Here is an 18,514-nt window from a genome sequence, read left to right as displayed (position 1 = left end):
GATGACTTCGATAGTGGCGGACCGCTTGTGCGGGTCCATCCCGATGATGACGCGGGCCAATCCGATCCTCCTCGATCCGACGCTGCTGATGTCGGCGAGGAGGGCAGCGCTACTTCGAGCTGGGCAAACCCCTCTGGAGCCTCTCCGCGCCACGGTGACCGGCAGGACGCATGCCATGAGAGAGCCACACCAAACCGCGGTGGGCAGCCGCAATGAGAGCGACCCCGCCGGTCACCTCGACCAAGCCTGGCCGGGCTGCGGTCGTACCGCCAGTTAACAAGTAGCCGCGAAGCGCGTGCCTCCACCGCATGTTGCCCTGCCGGTTCGGAATGTCGACCTCGACGTCAATCGGAATGCCTGCACTGCCGACCGATTCGGGTACCGTGCGGCCGTGGCATGTCGAGGGATGTTCTTCGCGCTCACAGCTGACCAGGAAGCCGCGCTGATGGCGACCCGCGATGACGACGAGGTCCGAGCGTTCGTCTGGGAGGTCGAGATGGGCGACTGGGACGGTGAGCCTCTGGACTGCGAGACCGACAAGGCGTGGGACGCCATGCACCGGTGCCTTAGCGACGGGACCCTCGGCAGTGGTCGGGGCATGTCCCCGCTCGACATGGCCGTCCTGGGCGGCGGCCACCATCACGAGGGCGATGAGTACGTCGTGACCCATGTGCTGGCCAATGAGGTGGCCCAGGTGGCTGCGGCGCTCGAAGCTGTGGACGAGGCGTGGATGCGGCAGCGCTACGATCGCATCGACCCGACGAACTATCAGGGTGTGCTCAGCGATGAGGACTTCGAGTACACCTGGTACTGGTTCACGCAGGTACGCGACTTCTACCGCAAGGCAGCCGCCGCCGGACGGGCCGTCATCTTCACTGTCGATCAGTAGGCCGGGACAGCACGGCAGCGGCCCGCCCGACGTCCGCTCATGCCGCCGATCGTGCGCGGCGGCCTGTTTTCTTCATGATCGACGCTTCGTGTGCTGGAGGCTTAGCCGTTCCCGGCCTCGCCCCGCCAGGAGGCGAGGTTGTTGCGGGTGGCGAGGGTGTCGGGGTGGTCGGGGCCGAGGACCCGCAGGTAGTCGGTGAGTAGCTGGTCGAGGGCGGTGGCTGCGCCGGCTGGGTCCCCGGCCTCGCCGCGCCACCGGGCGAGGTTGTTGCGGGTGGCGAGGGTGCCGGGGTGGTCGGGACCAAGGACCCGCAGGTAGTCGGTGAGTAGCTGGTCGAGGGCGGTGGCTGCGTCGGCATGGTCCCCGGCCTCGCCCCGCCACCGGGCGAGGTTGCGGCGGGTGGCGAGGGTGCCGGGGTGGTCGGGGCCGAGGACGCGCAGCTGGTCGGTGAGTAGCTGTTCGAAGGTGGTGGCTGCGTCGGCATGGTCCCCGGCCTCGCCCCGCCACCGGGCGAGGTGGTAGCGGGTGGCGAGGGTGCCGGGGTGGTCGGGACCAAGGACCCGCAGGTAGTCGGTGAGTAGCTGTTCGAAGGTGGTGGCTGCGCCAGCAGGGTCCCCGGCCTCGCCCCGCCACCAGGCGAGGTTGTGGCGGGTGGCGAGGGTGCCGGGGTGGTCCGGGCCGAGCACCCGCAGGCAGTCCTCATGCAGGTCCTGAAAGACGGTGATCGCGCGTTGGACCAGGCCGGCGTCGCCAAGGCTGCTGGCTGCGGTGAAGAGCACCTCATGTGCGTCGGGGGTGAGGAGGTGGTCGCCGGTGTTGTCGCGGAGGGCCGTGGTGTTGGCGTGCAGGGTCTGGGCGTAGGCCGCGCGTTCGACCTCGGGCCAGGTGCCGGCTAGGGCGTCGGCGGTGGCGTGGGCGAGGGCGCCGAGCTGGTCGGGGTGGAGTTGGTCGCGGGTGGCGCGCTGGATGAGCGCGTGGATGCGCACGGTGCCGGTGGTGTGGTCGTGGGTGATCAGGTTGAGCCGGTGCAGGTTGTGCAGCGCGTCTGTGACGGGCTGGACGCCGATGCCCGGCCCGGCCGCGGCAGCCGTGTCGGCGAGGATGTGGCTGAGGTGTTCGCGAACGGCACTGGTGGTGAACAGGGCGGCCGGGATGCCGTTGGGGTCGAGCAGGGCGGCGATGTCGAGCAGGGGTCGGGCCAGGCCGCGGGGTGGGCTGGTGTCGGCGGCGTCGAGCGAGAGGGCCCAGGTCGCGGCGACAGTGCTGCGATGGTCGTCGGGCAGGGCATCCTCGGCGGGAGTGAGGTCGGCCAGCCGCTCGCGCTGATCGGCGAGGCGGCGGCGGTAGGTGGCGCAGTCGATGCCGCGGTCGCGGATGAACGCCGCGGCCTGCGCCATCGCGAGCGGCAGGTAGCCGAGGTCGGCGGCGAGTCCGGCAACCTCGTCGGGTTCGGCGGGGGTGCCGATGGCGTGGCTAAGGTAGGCGACGGCCTCGCCGGGGGTGAACAGTCCGACGTCAATCATGGTGCGATGGTCGGTGTGCAGCACGGCGTCGCGGCGGCGGGTGGTGACCACGGCGCGGCCGTTGCGGTTGGCCGGTGCCCACCAGCCGGTGGCGTCGGCGGGGGTGTCGAGGTTGTCCAGCACGATTAACCACCGCTGGTCGGTGCGCTCCAACCAGCCGGTGAACCGTTCCGCGGCGGTCTGCGGGTCGGTGTTCGCATCGGCGAGGTGCAGGGCGCGGGCGGCTTCGGCGTACCCGGCGACGATCGCGTCCTGACCGGCGGCGGTCACCCACACCAGCACGTCGAGCTCACCGGACGCGGCGAGCTGGCGGGCGAACTGGGCGGCGAGCTGGGTCTTGCCGACCCCGCCCATCCCGGACAGCACCTGGGTCAGCACTGCCGTGCGCCCGGCCCGCGCGGCCCGGGCCAGGTCAATGCGGGTGGACCGGTCCTGCAGCCACGCCGCCGGCGGCGGCACCCGCCCAACCTGCACCAGGCCCACAAGGCGGCCCGGCCGTTGCGTGGGCACGGCCCGAGGGAAAAAGGCGGCGACCGCCGCGATGGTGCTGATCAGCGACAGCACCCCGCTGGCGATGCCGGCGATCCAGCCGGCCTGTTCGGTGCCCTTCCACCCCAACCGTGGCACCGCCCACCCGGACGGCCACCACCACACCAGTATGGCAACGCCGGCGAACAGCACCGCGACGACGGCCAGGACGATCCCGGTACGGCGCAGACGCCGCGACGGGCGGCGGCCGAATACCCGACGAGTCACCGCACCATCATCGACCGTGACCGCAAACGGAGACATCGACCACCAGCACTGTCGGTCACGCCTGTCGGACAGCGAGAGTGCGGCGGCCGGGGGAGTGATGCCAAGTCCCGCCCGCGTGCGCGTGCTGCCTGGTGGTGATGGTCTGGTGGAAGTCGAGCGCGTCGGCGATGACGGGGGCAGGCGTGTAGAGCACGAGTTGGCGCAGCGCGGAGACGCGGGCCTGGCCGAGCGGGAATTTTAAGCTCTCGCAGCCACCGGCGCAGGGGTGGGGTAGGCGACGGGCTGGCCGGGCAGCCGGGTCTGGCAGCTGGTCGGCGTCAGCTTGCAGGGTGCGGTTGGGTCGGGGGAGTGGACCGTAACCGCAGCTGCCGCCGGCATCCCGGCCAGCGCTACGCGTATGACTGCTCGGCAAAGCTTGGTCCGCCGCGTTCGGCCATCGTGAGGATCTGCCGTCCGACATGCTGTGGTGGCAGCCGGAGATATTGGGTGTATCGGTGCGCGCGGAGGCGTAGGTCGAAGTTTTGACCCTCGATATGCCATTCGGGGTCCGGCTGGCCGTCCGGCGCGGCAAGCCGGTGCACGTCGGCGATCTCCATCAAGTCGTGCAGCGGTCCGAGCCGGCCCGTGATGTTCCAGGCCTGTTCGAACACGAGGGTTGCGGGCGCGATCCAGAAGCTGAATGGCTGATCATTCTCGGCTGGCTCGACCCAGCGCACGATGTAGTCGAGATCCAGCAGCAGCCGGGCGGGCGGGAGCGTTGCGTCGTCGTAGACGCCGACGCTGATGGCGTGCACTCGGCAGTCGTGCCAGCCCATGTTCGCGAAATCGGCGTCTGTCCAGGTGGCCTTGGACAACCCGGAGTCGTCATGTGGCAGTGCGATCACCGTGACATCCTCCAGCGGCGCGACCAGGCGGCGCGAGTCAAGTCAGGTCCTGGCGAGTCAGCTTGCAGCTTACTCCGTCACAACCATGCCGAAACGACGGCTGATCGCCAGCTTGACCTGGGCTAGGCCATCGGTGGCTCAGGGCGAACTCGTATAGACCAGCAGCACGCCTCCAGGGACCGCCGCGTGCCGACCGTGCGCGCGAGGTCCAGGGCGGGGTGTCACGCGGTGGGACGGTCGGCCAGTGGTGACCGGTCGGCGCACTGATCTGCCGAGATCAGTGCGTCAGCTGCTGCGGCGCGTCTGGCCAGTCGGCCACGATGACCAATGGGACTGATTCCGGCGACCGGTAGCGGTCCCCAGGAAAGTACTCGATGTGCTGATGCCGGTTGACTGTCCGGTCATCGGCGGTCTCGGCTTGCTCAGCCACACCGTCGAGCGCATCCCAAATGATGTCGAGATACTCACGACCACCAGAGAAATGCAGCGTGGCCCCGCTATGCTGACAGACAAGCAGCGGGCCGGCAGTCGCCTCTTGACCGACAACCCCGCCGGTGATCGCCACCTCAATGGGGTCAGGATGCTGGCGCAGCAGCCGGCCGAGAGCGCGGAGGCCAGCCGGCGGCCCGGCAAGCTCCAACTCGCCGTCGCTGATGGAAAGACGGCATCGCCGGTGATCGTCCATCGGGGCATTGTCCCGCACCCTTGCGGCCCCTCGCGTCGGCGGCACCGCTTTCCGGATCTGCCGCAACGCGTGCGCGTTGGCCGGACAGGCGCGATCACAGAGCGTCGTCAAGCCGTCCCGGGCCTCAATGCGGCTCGCGCTGTGCCAGCGGCTGGTACGCGTCGTGCTCGGCGTAGTAGATGACGGCCAACGTTGCCTCCTCCGGGGTTGGCGTCGTTCCGCCACGCCAGTTGCTCCATACCTCGATGGCCTCGAGCGCGAGGTCGACCTCCAACAGATAGTGGTGGCCGGATTCGGTCGTGCCTCCCTCGGGGTCGTCGTCGCCCCTGAGTACCACCGCATCAGCACGCAGCGTCCACGGCTTCGTGGCGTAGATCGTCGGACCGGGCGAAAATCCGTCACCAGCCGGGATGTCGCTCAGGTGGGTCACGACCTCGAGCAGGCCAGGCACGCCGATAATCGTACTGATTGCTGCTTCCCGCCGACGACCACCACCTGCGCACGCTCATACCGCAGGCGGGGTGTCCGTGGCTCGATAGTCTGGTTGCATGCAGCTCGGCATGGGCGATGACTCCGCTGGGGCAATCCGGACGGAGCCTGTTCTTGTGACCAGGTTGACCGTCGTGACCATGGTTGAGGCTGGTGACTGGGCAGTAGAACTTCCGAATCCAGTCTTTCTACGCCGTGACGAGCATGTCTGGGTCGATGGCGCCGCGGTTTGCGTTGGCCGGCCGGACGGACACATCATCCGGCACGAAGGAGCAGGCGTCTGGCTTTGCCGCTAGGGCGTCGTTGCCAGGCGGATGGGGGAACGGCTGGAGTCTGGGCGGTCCAGCACCAACAGCGGTACCGTTCACGGCCGCCCGGTCCAGGGTGCCATCGGTACGATCAGGTTCTGGACGCTGCGGAGCGCGCGCGTCAGCGGGTCAGCGCGCGGACGTCCACGGCGACGGTCAGGGTGCTTGATGTGCTGGTGCTGAAGATGACGCCCTTCAGTGGTGGGACGTCGGCGTAGTCGCGTCCCCAGGCGGTCACGATGTACGTCGCATCGACGAGGCGGTCGTTCGTCGGGTCGAGGTCGACCCAGCCGAGGCCGGGCAGCAGGACCGACGCCCAGGCGTGCGAAGCGTCGACGCCCTGCAGCTTCGGCTGACCCGGGGGAGGGGTGGTCTCCAGGTAGCCGCTGACGTAGCGGGCGGGCAGGCCGGCGGCGCGCAGGCAGGCGACGGCGAGGTGGGCGAAGTCCTGGCAGACACCCTCGCCGCGGTCCAGCAGGTCGTCGATGGTGCTGGTCACGCCGGTGGAGCCGGGGGTGTAGCGGTAGGTGGAGTGGATGTGGTGGACGAGCGCGGGCACGGCCTCGGCGAGGGGGCGGCCGGGTCGGAAGATGCCGGCGGCGACGCGGCGGACGCGGGCGGTCAGCGGTACTAGCGGCGACGGCAGTGCGAAGTCGAGGTCGGCCCAGCCGGCGGGCGGGGCGGGGGTGTCCCAGGCGCGGGTGCCCAGGGTGGCGAGGTCCGCCGGTTGCCGGGTCACCTCGATGAGGCTGCGGCACTCCACGACGAGTTCCCGGTGCGGGGTGCGCACCTCCAGGTATGCGGCGCGGTTGCCGTAGAAGTCGGCGCGTTCGGCGAGCACGTCGGCGCCCGGCTCGGCGGTGATGCGGCCACCGTGGCAGGTCTGCCCGGGGGCGTCGCGTGGCAGGAGGTACGCGCGGCCGTAGGAGGACGTCACCTCGTGGTCGTAGCCGTAGACGGTGCGGTGGGCGACCTCGTACGTCGTCATCGCAGCCACCGTCCGGTCGCGCCGGACAGCGGGCGCAGCGGGGCGGGCCGGCGGAAGTACACGGTCTCGATCGTCGCGGACAGTGCCGACAGGCCGGCCTCAAGGGCGTCAAGCTCGGCGTGCAGCGTAGCGCGCCGGCCGTCGGGGTCCACTGTGGACCATCGGGCGGGTGCGGCGGCGTGCACGGCGGCCCGTACCTCCTGCAGCGTCCCGGCCAGGTCCTCGCGGGTGCCTCTGACGCCGTCGTCGACGGCGGGTGGCAGGGACCGGATCAGCTCGGCGAGGCGGTCGAGCTGGTAGGCGACCGAGCGGGGGTTGTCGCTGTCGAGCAGGAGCAGTTCGAGGACGGCGGCAGCCGCCGGACGGCGGACGGCGGAGCGGCGGCGGTAGGTGATGATGGACTCGCCGGCGACGAGGACCGACTCCAGCACCATGGTCTCCACGGCGGGGGCCGCGGCGGCGCCGAACGCGCCGCGGAGCACGCCGATGACGTGCAGGGCGCGTTCGACGCGACGGCCGGCGTCCATGAACGCGTGGGCGCTGTCGCGGACCATCGACTCGGCGCTGATGCCGGCGAGGGCGAGCAGGCCTTCCAGGACACGGGCGAGGGCGGGGCGCAGCGCTGGTTCCAGTCCGGGTGCGGCGCGGCCGGCGAGCGCCGCGAGCTCGCCGAGGACGCGGTCGAGGCCGCCGAGGACCAGCCACGTGTCCAGGGACAGCTGTTCGCGCACGGCGTGGGCGGTCTCGACCGTACGGCGCACCGCGAAGCCGAGCGTGCCTGGGGTCTCGGCGTCGACGGCGTGCCGCAGCAGGGCACCGTCGGCGTCGGCGACGCCGGTGACCTTCTCCAGCAGGTCGAGCAGGACCCGCAGGGCGACGGCGCCGGGCGAGCCGGGGCGGCGGGACCAGTCCTCGGCGAGGTCGTCGGTGACCCGCAGCAGCCGGACGACGCCTTCGGCGCGTTCGCTGTAGCGGCCGAGCCAGAACAGATCCTCGGCGGCGCGCGGCACCGGGCTGAGCGCGGTACCGGTGGCGAGGTCGCCGGGGTCCGCGGCGTCCGGGGCGGCGTCGGCCACCGCGCCGGGCAGGCCGTCCGGGGCGGGCACCCACACGTCCTTGGCGACGGCGCCGAGCGCGTTGGTGACGATGCGGGTGGCGGGGCGGCCGGCGAGGCGGGCCAGCCCGCCGGTCATCACCCGGTACCCGTCGCCGCGGCTGACCGCGAAGCCGCGCAGGACCACCGGGCGAGGTTCGAGGCCGCCGGCGGTGACGACCGGTGCGGTGCTCAGCGGCAGCGGCTCCTGCGCGCACCACAGGGCCGGTTCCGCGGCGATGCGGGCGGCCAGGTCGGCGCGCTGCGGGCGGGTCAGCTCCGCCACGACCCGGCTGGAGGTGCCGGTGCCGCGGGCGAGGGGCCGGACCACGAGCCCGGCGAAGCGGGCCTGGACCTCCCGCAGCTGCGCCGGGTCGCCGCACCACCAGGCTCGCGGCGTCGGCAGCCGCAACGGCTCGCCGAGCAGCCGCTGCGCGAGGGCCGGCAGGTGCGCGGCGAGCGCCGGGTTCTCCAGCACGCCGCTGCCGAGCGGGTTGACCACCGACACCCGGCCGCGACGGGCGGCGTCGAGCAGGCCCGGTACCCCGAGGCGGGAGTCGGGGCGCAGGTCGAGCGGGTCGGTGAATGCGGCGTCGACGCGGCGCAGTACGACATCGACGGGTTCGAGGCGGCTGAGGCCACGCATCCAGACCCGGCCGTCCTGCACGATGAGATCCTCGCCCCGGACCAGCGGGAAACCGAGCAAGGTCGCGACGAACGCCTGGTCGAAGGCGGTCTCGGCGCCTGCGCCGGGGGTGAGCAGCACGACCCGGGGCGCCTCGACGCCCCCGGGTGCGACCTCCTGCAGCGCGGCGCGCATGTCGTTGAAGAAGCCGCGCAGCCTGGCGAGGCGGGTGTCGCGGTGCAGGCCGGGCATGATCTGCGAGACGATGCGCCGGTTCTCCATCGCGTACCCGGCGCCGGCGGGCGCCTGCGTCCGGTCGGCAAGCACCTGCCAGCGGCCGTCGGCGTCGCGGCCGAGGTCGGTGGCGGCGAGGAACAGCTGGTGGGCGCCGGGCAGCCGGATGCCGTCGGCCTCGCGCAGGAAGCCGTTGTGTGCCAGTACCGCCGCCGCCGGAAGCACACCGTCGCGCAGCAGTGTCCGGGGGCCGTAGAGGTCGGTGAGGATCAGGTCGAGCAGGGTCGCCCGCTGGACCAGCCCCGCCTCGAGGTCAGCCCATTCGGCGGCGTCGAGCACCAGGGGCAGCGGGTCGAGCCGCCACCGGCCCGCGGTCCGGCCGGCGCCGCTGTGCCCGTACGTGACGCCGTCGTCCTCGGCGAGCCGCACCGCCTGGCCGAGGCGTTCGGCCAGGCCGGCGGGGCCGAGCAGGTCGATGCCGGCGGCGAGATCGCGGCTGGCGGGTCGGACCCGGCCGTCGGTGTCGAGCAGTTCGTCGATGCCGGCCGCGGGCTGATCGGGGTCGATGACGTCGAGCAGTCCCCGGCCGGTGCGCCGGGCGTAGCCCGCCACCGGGCGCTCGTCATCCGCCCGCGGCGCAGCGACACTCACCGTGCCATCCTGCCGTGCGTGCGGGCGTTTGTCAGTGACGTCCCCGACCCGCGGCCGTCGTGGCGGACGGGTGCCGGCGCAGGTCGAGGGTCAGCGGATACTCGGTGACGGCCTGACCGGCCGCGAGGGCGCGCAGCGCGGCCACGTCGACGGGGCCGGGCGTGTGTCCCGTGGTGAGGAACCGCCTGGCCCGGCGGGCCTCGGCCTCGGCGGCGTTGACCGGGTAACGCTCGTAGCTGCGCCCGCCGGGGTGCACGACATGGTACGTGCACCCGCCGAGGCTGCGGCCGTTCCACAGGTCGATGAGGTCCACGACGAGCGGGTGATGGATGCCGATGGTGGGGTGCAGCGCGGACGGCGGCGCCCAGGCGCGGTAGCGCACGCCGCCGAACACCTGCCCGGCGGCGCCGGCGACCGGGTGCAGGGGCACCGGGATGCCGTTGCAGGTCACCAGGTGCCGGCCGGGTACCAGGCCGGTCGCGGACACCTGCAGCCGCTCCACCGACGAGTCGACGAAGCGGGCGGTACCACCGCTGGAGGCTTCCTCGCCGAGCACGTGCCACGGCTCGAGGGCCTGGTGCAGGCGCAGTTCGACGCCGGCGACCTCGACCTCGCCGATGCGCGGGAAGCGGAACGCCAGGAACGGGTCGAACCATGACGGGTCGAAGTCGAAGCCGTGCTCGCGCAGGTCGGTGAGGACATCGGTGAGGTCGGCGGCGGCGGACGCGGGCAGCATGAACCGGTCGTGGAGGTCGGTGCCCCACCGGACCGGGTCGGCGCGGTACGGCGTGGCCCAGAACCTGGCGACCAGCGCCCGGATGAGCAGCGCCTGCACGAGCGCCATCTGCGGGTGCGGTGGCATCTCGAACGCCCGCAGCTCCAGCAGGCCGAGCCGGCCGCGGGTCGAGTCCGGGCTGTACAGCTTGTCGATGCAGAACTCGGCGCGGTGGGTGTTGCCGGTCAGGTCGGTGAGCAGGTGCCGGAACAGCCGGTCGACGAGCCACGGGCCGGGCCGGCTGCGTTCGGGGACGTCGGGACCGGCGAGCCGGTCGAGCTCACCGAACGCGATCTGCAGCTCGTACAGGCTCTCCGGGCGGGCCTCGTCGACCCGTGGCGCCTGGCTGGTCGGGCCGATGAACCGGCCGGAGAAGACGTAGGACAGACTCGGGTGGTGCTGCCAGAAGGCGAGCATGCTGCGCAGCAGGTCGGCGCGGCGCAGCAGCGGCGAGTCGGCCGGGGTGGCACCGCCGAGGGTGACGTGGTTGCCGCCGCCGGTGCCGGTGTGGGTGCCGTCGAGGTCGAACTTCTCGGTGCCGAGCCGGGCCAGCCGCGCCTCGCTGTACAGCTGATGGGTGAGCGTCACGAGTTCGTCCCAGCTGGCGGCCGGCGGCAGGTTCACCTCCAGCACGCCGGGGTCGGGGGTGACGCTGACCGCGCGCAGCCGGTGGTCGCCGGGCAGCGGGTAGCCCTCCAGGACGACCGGGGTTCCGGTCTCGCGGGCCGCGGCCTCGACCGCGGCGAGCACCTCCACCGCGTGCTCCAGGTGCGTCAGCGGCGGCAGGAACACGTGCACGAGCCCGCCGCGCAGCTCCACGGCGAGCGCGGTGCGCGGCGCCCCCTCGGCTGGCAGGACCGCCGCCGGCGGCGCGTCCGGGCCCTGCGGACCGTCCGGTTCCCCGCCGGTGTACCCAAGGGGCCGGGCCGGCAGCGGTGGGCGGGGCTCGAACGGGTCGCGGTCGGCGACCTCCGGCGGCGGAGTCCAGGCGACCGAGTCCAGCGGCAGGCGCAGCCCCAGCGGCGAGCTGCCGGGGGTGAGCACCAGCCGGCCGCGCCGGGTGCGCCAGTTCGACGTCGCCCAGCGGTCCTCGTCGGGGTGCCGGAACAGCGGCATGACCCAGCCCGACGGCAGCTCGCCGAGCGCCACCGCGTCCGGCGGTGCGGGCACGTCGTCGCCGCCCGGCTCGCCGTCGGGCTCCAGCGACCGGCGCCAGGCGTGGTAGCGATGGTCCTCGTAGGCGGGCTCCACGACGTCGGCGGGCAGCCCGAGCCGGCGCGCGACTGCGTCGGCGAGGCCCCTGGCCGGGTCGGCGCCGTCGGGCAGATCACCGCGGTCGCCGCCGCGCTCGCCGTCGGGGTGCGGGACGGCGAGCAGCGCCGGGTCGCCCCACAGCGGTTCGGCGTCGGTGCGCCAGTACACGGTGCTCTGCCAGCGCGGCAGCGGTTCGCCCGGATACCATTTGCCCTGCCCGTGGTGGGTGACGCCGCCGGGCGCCCACAGCGCCTTCAACCGGCCGGCGAGGTCGGCGGCGGCGCGGCGTTTCGCGGGCCCGTCGGCGGCGGTGTTCCACTCCGCGGCCTCCATGTCGTCGACGGACACGAAGGTCGGCTCGCCGCCCTGGGTCAGCCGCACGTCGCCGCGGTGCAGGGCCGCGTCCACCTCCCGCCCGAGCCGGTCGACGCGTTGCCAGGTGGTGTCGTCGTACGGCCGGGTGACCCGCGGGTCCTGGTGGATGCGCCGCACGGTGTTGGCGAAGGAGAACTCGACGCCGCACGGGTCGGTGGCGCCGGTGATCGGCGCCGCCGTGGACGGGTGCGGGGTCGCCGACAGCGGCAGGTGCCCTTCCCCAGCGAACAGCCCCGACGTCGGGTCCAGGCCGACCCACCCGGCGCCGGGAAGGTACACCTCGGTCCAGGCGTGCAGGTCGGTGAAGTCCTGCGCCGGGCCGGACGGCCCGTCCAGGGCCTGCTGGTCGGCGGTCAGCTGAACGAGGTAGCCGCTGACGAACCGGGCGGCGAGGCCGAGCCGGCGCAGGATCGCCACCAGCAGCCACGCGGAGTCGCGGCAGGAGCCGATGCCGAGCTTCAGCGTCTCCTCCGGCGACTGCACGCCCGGCTCGAGGCGGACGGTGTACGCCACGTCGGCGGCCAGCTTCGCGTTGAGCTCCACGAGCAGATCGACCATCCGCTGCCCAGGCCCGCCCCCGCCCTGGAACGTCTCCACCCACCGGTGCAGCAGCGACCCCGGCTCGACCCGGTCGCGGCCCGGTCGGGCCAGGTAGGGCTCCAGGTCTCCGGCGAGGGTCGGCGGATACATGAACGGGAAACGTTCGGCGTACTCCTCCAGGAAGAAGTCGAACGGGTTGACGACGGTCAGCTCCGCGACGAGGTCGACGACCACGCTGAGCGCGTCGGCCCGTTCGGGGAACACCAGCCGCGCCACATGGTTGCCGAACGGGTCCTGCTGCCAGTTCACGTAGTGCGCCGCCGGCTCGATCGTCAGCGAGTACGCGGTGATCGGCGTGCGGCAGTGCGGCGCCGGCCGCAGGCGCACCACATGGGGGTGGACGACCACCGGGCGGTCGAACCGGTACTCGGTGCGGTGTTCGAGGGCAACCGTCAGGGTCACGTCAGGCAGTGTCCCGCCGGCTCGTTACCGACGCGTGTCGGTCGTGCTACCTCGTCAGCGCACGGTGCACGACCTCCAGCTTGTGCAGCACCGGCGGGACGAGCACGAACGGGTACAGGTCGTCGCGGCCCATCGCCCGGTTGACGGCGTTGAGCGCGAACGTGAGCGGCAGCCACCGCTGCACGAGCTCGTCCACGGTCCGCGCCGGCTCGCGCGGGTCGCTGGACAGGGCGACCTTGCTCGCGATGCCCAGCTCCGCGTCCGGCCCAGCCACGGCGATCCCCCACGCGCCGGCGGTGTCGAGCACGGCCCGGATGTGCAGGTAGTGCGCGAACGTCTCGGCCCAGTCCTCCGACGGGTGCGCGGCGGCATAGTGCGACACGTGCTCCTCCTGCCAGGAGCCGTCGTCGGTCCCGTCGTAGTGTGCGCGCAAGGCGGCGGCGTAGTCGGCGCTGTCGTCGCCGAAGACCGCCGCGTACCCGTCGAGCCGGCCGAGCCCGCGCAGCATGTCCTGGAACCAGTGCCCGACCTCGTGCCGCAGGTGGCCCAGGACCGTCCGGTACGGCTCGCCGAGGTGCACCCGCAGCGCCTCCCGGTGCGGGTCGAACCCTTCGGCGAGGTCGACGGTGATGACGTCGCCGTCCCGTCCGGTGACGATCGGCTCGTATGCGCTGGACAGCAGGTCGAAGCGCAACGTCGTGTCACCGGCCGGCGCACCCGCCAGGGTCCAGCCGAGCGTGTCGAGGTCGACGAGCAGGTGCCGTTTCGCCGCCTCGACGACCCGCCACGCGGCCAGGTCCGCGTCCCGCCCGTCGGCGGGCCGGGTCCTGGTCAGCGCGCACGACCCGCACAACGCGCCGGGCGCCGGCGCCGCCCAGTCGCAGCCGATCAGCTCCCGGTTCGCACACGGCAGCACCGCGTCCTCCCCGAGCACCACCAGACGCCGCCCGTCACGGTCGAAGGCGAGGTCGCTCCCACAGGCCAGGCAGGTCAGATCACCGAAGAACGTCAGGGAACTGCAGTTGCCACACGCAAAGGGTTGCACCGCCACCTCCGGGACCGGGCACGCCGACGACACCGCCTGTGTTCCCCGAATCGGCCCGGCCCACACGTCCGGCCGCGCCCAGCAGCGCGGGAAGCGGCCCTCTGGCAGCCGCTTCCGCCACCATTACCCGTCAGGTAGGGATGGCGCGATTGACCGTCCCAGGCAGGGCCCAACGGGCACCGGCCCCGGTCAGTCGTGCGGTATCGCCAACCAGACCGACCAGGTCAGGGCGTTGGGAAACAGCGCGTGTCGGACCTGCGCCCAACACCCGGGGCACCCCGGGCGCGACGCGATTGCGGGCGGCACCAAGGCCGCGATCCACGACGCACCGGGATGACCGACCAGCATGATCCGGTGCGCACTCATGGCCGCCGTCCGTGCGAGCCGTGGCCTGGAGCTAGCTCCGTCCTGGCGTGCTTCCGGTCGGAGTTGCCCTCCCGCATCTGATACCGCCCCGGCGCGGTGCGGGGCGCCAGGACCTTCGCGGGCCGCCTACGCTGTCGGCCATGATCGAACGTTTGACCCATCAATGGCGGCGAGTGACGGCAGAGCAGGAGGCGGCGGTCGCCACGGGGACGTTGTCGACGGACGAGGCGTACGCGCTGACGTTCTTCCCGCCGGCGTTCGTCGCCGCGGTTGACGGGGCCTTGGAGGCTTACGAGCAGGAGATCGCAAGCCTGGTTCCGCCGACGGACGAGGCAGTGTGGGTCGCGGTCGAACGGGTCGTGATCGCTCTCAATGGCGTCGACCTGGATTTCGGTCAACACATCGAGACCATGACCCGGGAGGAGCTGAGCGAGTACATCGAGGATGTACTCGTTGATGCTGGTATCGACGTCGAGGCGTTGCTGGAGCGCCGTGGCGTCGACGAAGCCGCTGGCGAATGGCGCGACTGGTGATCAACACCGCCGCAACAGCATGTCGACGCGGTCATACGGCCGCTTGATCAGGTGCGCCCGTGCCGCAGTTGTTGCGCGGTGGCCGGCACAGTGATCTTCACGGAAGGTGACCGGTCGACGAGGCCGGGGCTTCCGGTCCTGCCGAATTGCGTGCATCAGATCTTGCCGGCGTTGGGCGCGGCGGCGCGGCCCAGCAGCACGGCGAGACCGGCGGCGGCCATCCACACCGGCACGGCGAAGGCGGTAACCCGTTCGGTACCGCCCATGCCCAGCCCGAGGTACATGCCGGACAGGTGCAGCGCCGCCGCAGCCAGACCGAACACGCCGGTCAACACCGCGAGCTGGCGCAGCGGAGCGGGCCAGCCACTGCGACCGGCCAGGAGCAGGCCGACGTTGCCGGCGAAGAAGATCAGGACAGCGCCGAGCAGATGCCACTCCAGGTGCACGTCGGCCGGCACGAACCCGACCAGCACCCAGGCTACGGCCGCTGCGAGCAGCAGGGCCGGCGCGGTACGGGTCCGCCAATACCGCCGCAGCAACAGCACTCCGGCCGCCAGCAACAGGCCGGACACCACCAGGGCGGCGTTCATCCAGGCGTGCCGCGGCGAGCACACATACCGCCGGTCGTCACCCCAGAGCCCGCAGGTCACGTTGCCGAGGTCGCTGATGTTGTGATGGGCCCAGCTGTACGGCTGCGACCAGGCCGCCTGTACCACCAGGTGCGCGGCAAGGAACACGACGGCGGCGAGCACCCAACACGCGGCACCGAACCGAACTGATGCTGATCTCATGCCGGTCAGCCTGCCGCCGGGCCGGCCCACCCACATCTGCCGAACGGCAGATCCGCCCAGCCGTACCAGGGACCAGCACCAAGCCGCTCAGGCCCCAAACGCGTGTCCGGCAATCCGATGCCGCCCCACTGCTTCCAGCAGTTGTTCGGTTACCCGCGATCGACAGGCCATCTGAGGGTTGGGCCGGCTCGTTGGTCACGCGTCTTGACGGTGACCGGCGAAGAGCCGGTCGAGCTGCCGGTCGACCAGGTTCACGGCGAGCTGCGGTGTGTATTGCCCGAGTAGAACGGGCGGCTGCAGTCCTTGCGCGCCAGCTACGAGGAAGGCCGCTTCGGCTTGCGGGTCCAGGTCCGGGTTCACGTGGCCCAGTTCTTGGCCAAGGTGTAGCAGTGACGCAACCAGGTCTTCGAGTGCGTGCGGGCTGTCCCGCACGGACAGAGCCAAGGCGGGATCGGTCAGGAAGCGCACGAAGTACGCGGCGTGCACGACTTGTGTCCTGCGCCGCTCGTCGTCCAGGGGAAGTAGTTCCAGCAGGATCGCCCGTACCACGGCTCGCGGGGACGGGTCCGGACCGAGGTCGCTCATCCGTTGGGCCGCACGCCGTTCGGCGTCAGCGTTCAGGATCTCCAACGCGCCCAGCAGCAGGTGCTCGCGAGTGCCGAAGTAGTACTGCAGCTGCCGTGCCGGGACGCCGGCTTCGGCGGCAACGTGGCGCAATGTGACGTCTTCCAGACCGCTGCGGGCAGCGAGTCTCCAGACGGCTTCGGCGAGCCGACGTCGGCGTTCCTCGTGATCGACCTGTCGGGGCATGTAGCTGTTCCTTGGGCAGGTTGCGGCTCTGAACGGATGTGGTCCGATCGTACCAATTCTGTTATGGTTCGATCGGACCACAACGCACTGCATGAAGACTGGAGATTGCTATGGGGCGCGTCGTTGTGCTGGTTCTGGGCATGGTCCTGCTGGTTCTGGGAGCGCAGGGTGGCATCCGACTGCTCGCCGACCATGACAATGCCGGCGTCCTGCAGTGGCTACCGGGTGGCTTCCCTACTCAACTGGGCTGCTTCGTGCTGATGACCCTCATCGGCGCCGCCTTGGCAGCCGTGGGCGGGGCGAACGTCCGCCGCTCCGGTTCCGGCCGATAGCCAAGGCCGGCACCCGCCCGCGGGCGACGGTCCAGGTGACCATCGTCTGCGGTCGGAAGGTCGACTGAGAGAGCGTGGCCTGCCGGCACACGTTCGTGGCGCGGCGCGAGGAGGCCGGCGGCGGCGTGTTCGCCGCCGCCGGCCTCGAGGTGCTGGACGACGCACCCTACGACGTCTTCCGCCACCGCGTGTACCAGTCCATCCGGCGCGACATCTTGGTCGCCCGGAAGCCGGGCCGCACGGTGTGCAACAGGCGCTACCGGTTGAACTGGAACCAGTTGAGGTTGACGAAGTCGACACCTGCGGTGCCGGTGAAGGTGAGGTACACCGTGTGGACGCCGGTGGCCGTGGCGGTCAGGTTGGTGGTGTTGGTGGTCCAGGTCTGCCAGCCGCCGGTGGAGGTGACGGGGACGCTGGCGATGATCGGGCCGGTGGTGGAGTCGAGGCGGTACTGGATGGTGCCGCTGGACGCGCCGGAGGCCAGCCGGGTGGTCACCGACGCCGCGGTCGGGGTGCCGAAATCCACGTTGGTGTAGGCGAGCGTGTCGCCGGGCGTGACGTAGCCGATGTTCTGGCCGCCGCCGGTGTCGGTGGTGGTTTCGGTCTGGGTGCCGGACTGGCTGCTGAAGCTCTCCGCCTGCCGCACGCTGTACGCGTTGGGCAGTCCGCCGCCGGCGTTGAACTGGAGCCAGTTGAGGTTGACGAAGTCGGTGCCCGCGGTGCCGGTGAAGGTGAGGTACAGCCGGTGCACGCCGGTGGCCGCGCCGGTCAGGTTGGTGGTGTTGGTGGTCCAGGTCTGCCAGCCGCCGGTGGAGGTGACGGGGACGCTGGCGATGATCGGGCCGGTGGTGGAGTCGAGGCGGTACTGGATGGTGCCGCTGGACGCGCCGGAGGCCAGCCGGGTCGTGACCGAGGCCGGCGACGCCGCGCCGAAGTCGAGGTCGTAGGCGAGCGTGTCGCCGGGCGTGACGTAGCCGATGCTCTGGCCGCCGCCGGTGTCGGTGGTGGTCTCGGTCTGCGTCCCGGTCTGGGCGTTGTAGCTCTCGGCCTGGATCTGGGTGTATGCGCTGCGCGTCGTCTGCTGCGTGCCCCACGGGACCTGCGGCGAGCTGTAGAAGGTGATCCCTTGCACCGTCCAGCGGGGGCCCTGCGCGCCGAGCCGCACCTTGAACGTGTCCCAGTTACGTACCGCCTGCGGCGACCACGCCAGCTCGGCCAGGGCCGGCATCCGCGGGAACGCCATGAACTCGATGTCGGCCAGCTTGGTGAGCGTCTCCGACCACATCGGCGCCTCGACGCCGATGATCGCGCTGGCCGGCACACCGGAGAGGTAGGCGCCCGGGTCCCAGTTGTAGGCGGTCTGCACCTCGATGAGGCCGGCCCAGGTCAGACCGAGCGGGGTCGAGTTGGTGTACTTCATGTCGAGGTACGTCTTGTTCGCCGGCGACAGCAGGATCTTGTCGCCTTTGCTCACCGCTGCGCTGAGGTCCGCGTCCGATGTGGACGTTCCCCAGTACTGCGCGACGCGGTTCGTCGTGTGGTTGGCCTGCCCGATCTGGTGCCAGCCGACGACGGTCTTGCCGGCCGCGCCGACGAACGGCTGGATTCGGTTCATGAACGTGGTGTAGTCCGCCGCCGGTGTGCTCGATGCCTCGTCGCCGCCGATGTGCAGATACGGCCCAGGGGTGATGGCGGCGAGCTCGTTGAGCACCTGCTGCACGAAGGTGTACGTGACCTCCTTGCTGACGCACAGCGAGCTGAAGCCGACGTTCGTGCCGGTGTAGAGCGGCGGGGCCGTGTTGTTGCAGTTGAGCTCGGCGTAAGAGGCGAGTGCCGCGTTGGTGTGGCCGGGCATGTCGATTTCCGGGACGATGGTGATGTGCCGGGCGGCGGCGTAGTTCACGATGTCGGTGTACTGCGCCTTGGTGTAGTAGCCGCCTGCGCCGCCGCCGACCTGGGTGCTGCCGCCGTAGGTGGCCAGCCGGGGCCAGGCGTCGATGACGATGCGCCAGCCCTGGTCGTCGGAGAGGTGCAGGTGCAGGGTGTTGAGCTTGTACTGTGCGATGTCGTCGATGTACCGCTTGACCGTGTCCACGCCGAAGAAGT

Annotated in this window: 14 protein-coding genes; 3 read left to right on the top strand and 11 right to left on the bottom strand. The window is 71.4% G+C overall.

Annotated features, from left to right (window positions below; genetic code table 11):
• The first annotated feature begins 406 nt into the window (after positions 1-406).
• On the top strand, positions 407-889 hold the full coding sequence (locus ABZS66_RS51970) for a DUF1877 family protein (RefSeq protein ID WP_354770693.1): 483 nt from the start codon (positions 407-409) through the stop codon (positions 887-889).
• 101 nt (positions 890-990) lie between these two features.
• Here ABZS66_RS51970 and ABZS66_RS51965 read toward each other — a convergent pair whose 3' ends face one another.
• The 8 genes from ABZS66_RS51965 to ABZS66_RS51930 all read right to left on the bottom strand — a co-directional run bounded on the left by ABZS66_RS51965 (position 991) and on the right by ABZS66_RS51930 (position 13,576).
• A complete protein-coding gene (locus tag ABZS66_RS51965) occupies positions 991-3,168 on the bottom strand; it encodes a tetratricopeptide repeat protein (protein WP_354770692.1) in 2,178 nt (725 codons plus the stop codon).
• Positions 3,169-3,557: 389 nt separating this feature from the next.
• Positions 3,558-4,052, bottom strand: a complete 495-nt coding sequence (locus tag ABZS66_RS51960) for a hypothetical protein (RefSeq protein ID WP_354770690.1) — start codon at positions 4,050-4,052, stop codon at positions 3,558-3,560.
• Between the two features lie 277 nt (positions 4,053-4,329).
• Positions 4,330-4,737 (bottom strand): hypothetical protein, encoded by a 408-nt coding sequence (locus ABZS66_RS51955; RefSeq protein WP_354770688.1) that lies wholly within the window; start codon positions 4,735-4,737, stop codon positions 4,330-4,332.
• 124 nt (positions 4,738-4,861) lie between these two features.
• A complete protein-coding gene (locus ABZS66_RS51950) occupies positions 4,862-5,188 on the bottom strand; it encodes a hypothetical protein (protein ID WP_354770686.1) in 327 nt (108 codons plus the stop codon).
• 467 nt (positions 5,189-5,655) lie between these two features.
• The gene (locus ABZS66_RS51945; RefSeq protein ID WP_354770684.1) at positions 5,656-6,522 is read right to left on the bottom strand and encodes a transglutaminase family protein; all 867 of its coding nucleotides are present in this window, start codon (positions 6,520-6,522) and stop codon (positions 5,656-5,658) included.
• The gene (locus ABZS66_RS51940; RefSeq protein ID WP_354770683.1) at positions 6,519-9,125 is read right to left on the bottom strand and encodes a circularly permuted type 2 ATP-grasp protein; all 2,607 of its coding nucleotides are present in this window, start codon (positions 9,123-9,125) and stop codon (positions 6,519-6,521) included. The genes ABZS66_RS51945 and ABZS66_RS51940 overlap by 4 nt, the downstream gene beginning before the upstream one ends.
• Before the next feature lie 31 nt (positions 9,126-9,156).
• Positions 9,157-12,531, bottom strand: coding sequence for a transglutaminase family protein (locus ABZS66_RS51935; protein ID WP_354770681.1), 3,375 nt, complete (start codon positions 12,529-12,531; stop codon positions 9,157-9,159).
• A gap of 46 nt (positions 12,532-12,577) precedes the next feature.
• Entirely contained in the window at positions 12,578-13,576 is a 999-nt protein-coding gene (locus ABZS66_RS51930) for a putative zinc-binding metallopeptidase (protein WP_354770679.1), read from the bottom strand.
• Between the two features lie 506 nt (positions 13,577-14,082).
• Here ABZS66_RS51930 and ABZS66_RS51925 point away from each other — a divergent pair.
• Positions 14,083-14,475: a hypothetical protein gene (locus ABZS66_RS51925; RefSeq protein WP_354770677.1), complete on the top strand. Its 393-nt coding sequence runs from the start codon at positions 14,083-14,085 to the stop codon at positions 14,473-14,475.
• A gap of 155 nt (positions 14,476-14,630) precedes the next feature.
• On the opposite strand, the gene ABZS66_RS51920 is transcribed toward ABZS66_RS51925, so the two are convergent.
• Together ABZS66_RS51920 and ABZS66_RS51915 are read right to left on the bottom strand one after the other, a co-directional pair.
• Positions 14,631-15,266: a DUF998 domain-containing protein gene (locus ABZS66_RS51920; RefSeq protein ID WP_354770675.1), complete on the bottom strand. Its 636-nt coding sequence runs from the start codon at positions 15,264-15,266 to the stop codon at positions 14,631-14,633.
• A gap of 195 nt (positions 15,267-15,461) precedes the next feature.
• On the bottom strand, positions 15,462-16,076 hold the full coding sequence (locus tag ABZS66_RS51915) for a TetR family transcriptional regulator C-terminal domain-containing protein (protein ID WP_354770674.1): 615 nt from the start codon (positions 16,074-16,076) through the stop codon (positions 15,462-15,464).
• 110 nt (positions 16,077-16,186) lie between these two features.
• Between ABZS66_RS51915 and ABZS66_RS51910 the strand changes: the two genes are divergently transcribed.
• Positions 16,187-16,408, top strand: a complete 222-nt coding sequence (locus ABZS66_RS51910; RefSeq protein WP_354770673.1) for a hypothetical protein — start codon at positions 16,187-16,189, stop codon at positions 16,406-16,408.
• Positions 16,409-16,664: 256 nt separating this feature from the next.
• Here the strand turns inward: ABZS66_RS51910 and ABZS66_RS51905 are convergent.
• Positions 16,665-18,514: family 20 glycosylhydrolase (locus ABZS66_RS51905; protein WP_354770672.1), on the bottom strand; the 1,850-nt coding region annotated here is incomplete at its 5' end.

It is taken from the genome of Dactylosporangium sp. NPDC005572 (genome assembly GCF_040605515.1).
In the GTDB taxonomy this organism is placed as follows: Bacteria; Actinomycetota; Actinomycetes; order Mycobacteriales; family Micromonosporaceae; genus Dactylosporangium.
Note: the sequence above shows the minus strand (reverse complement) of the source record. Positions and strands in the feature narration are given on the sequence as shown.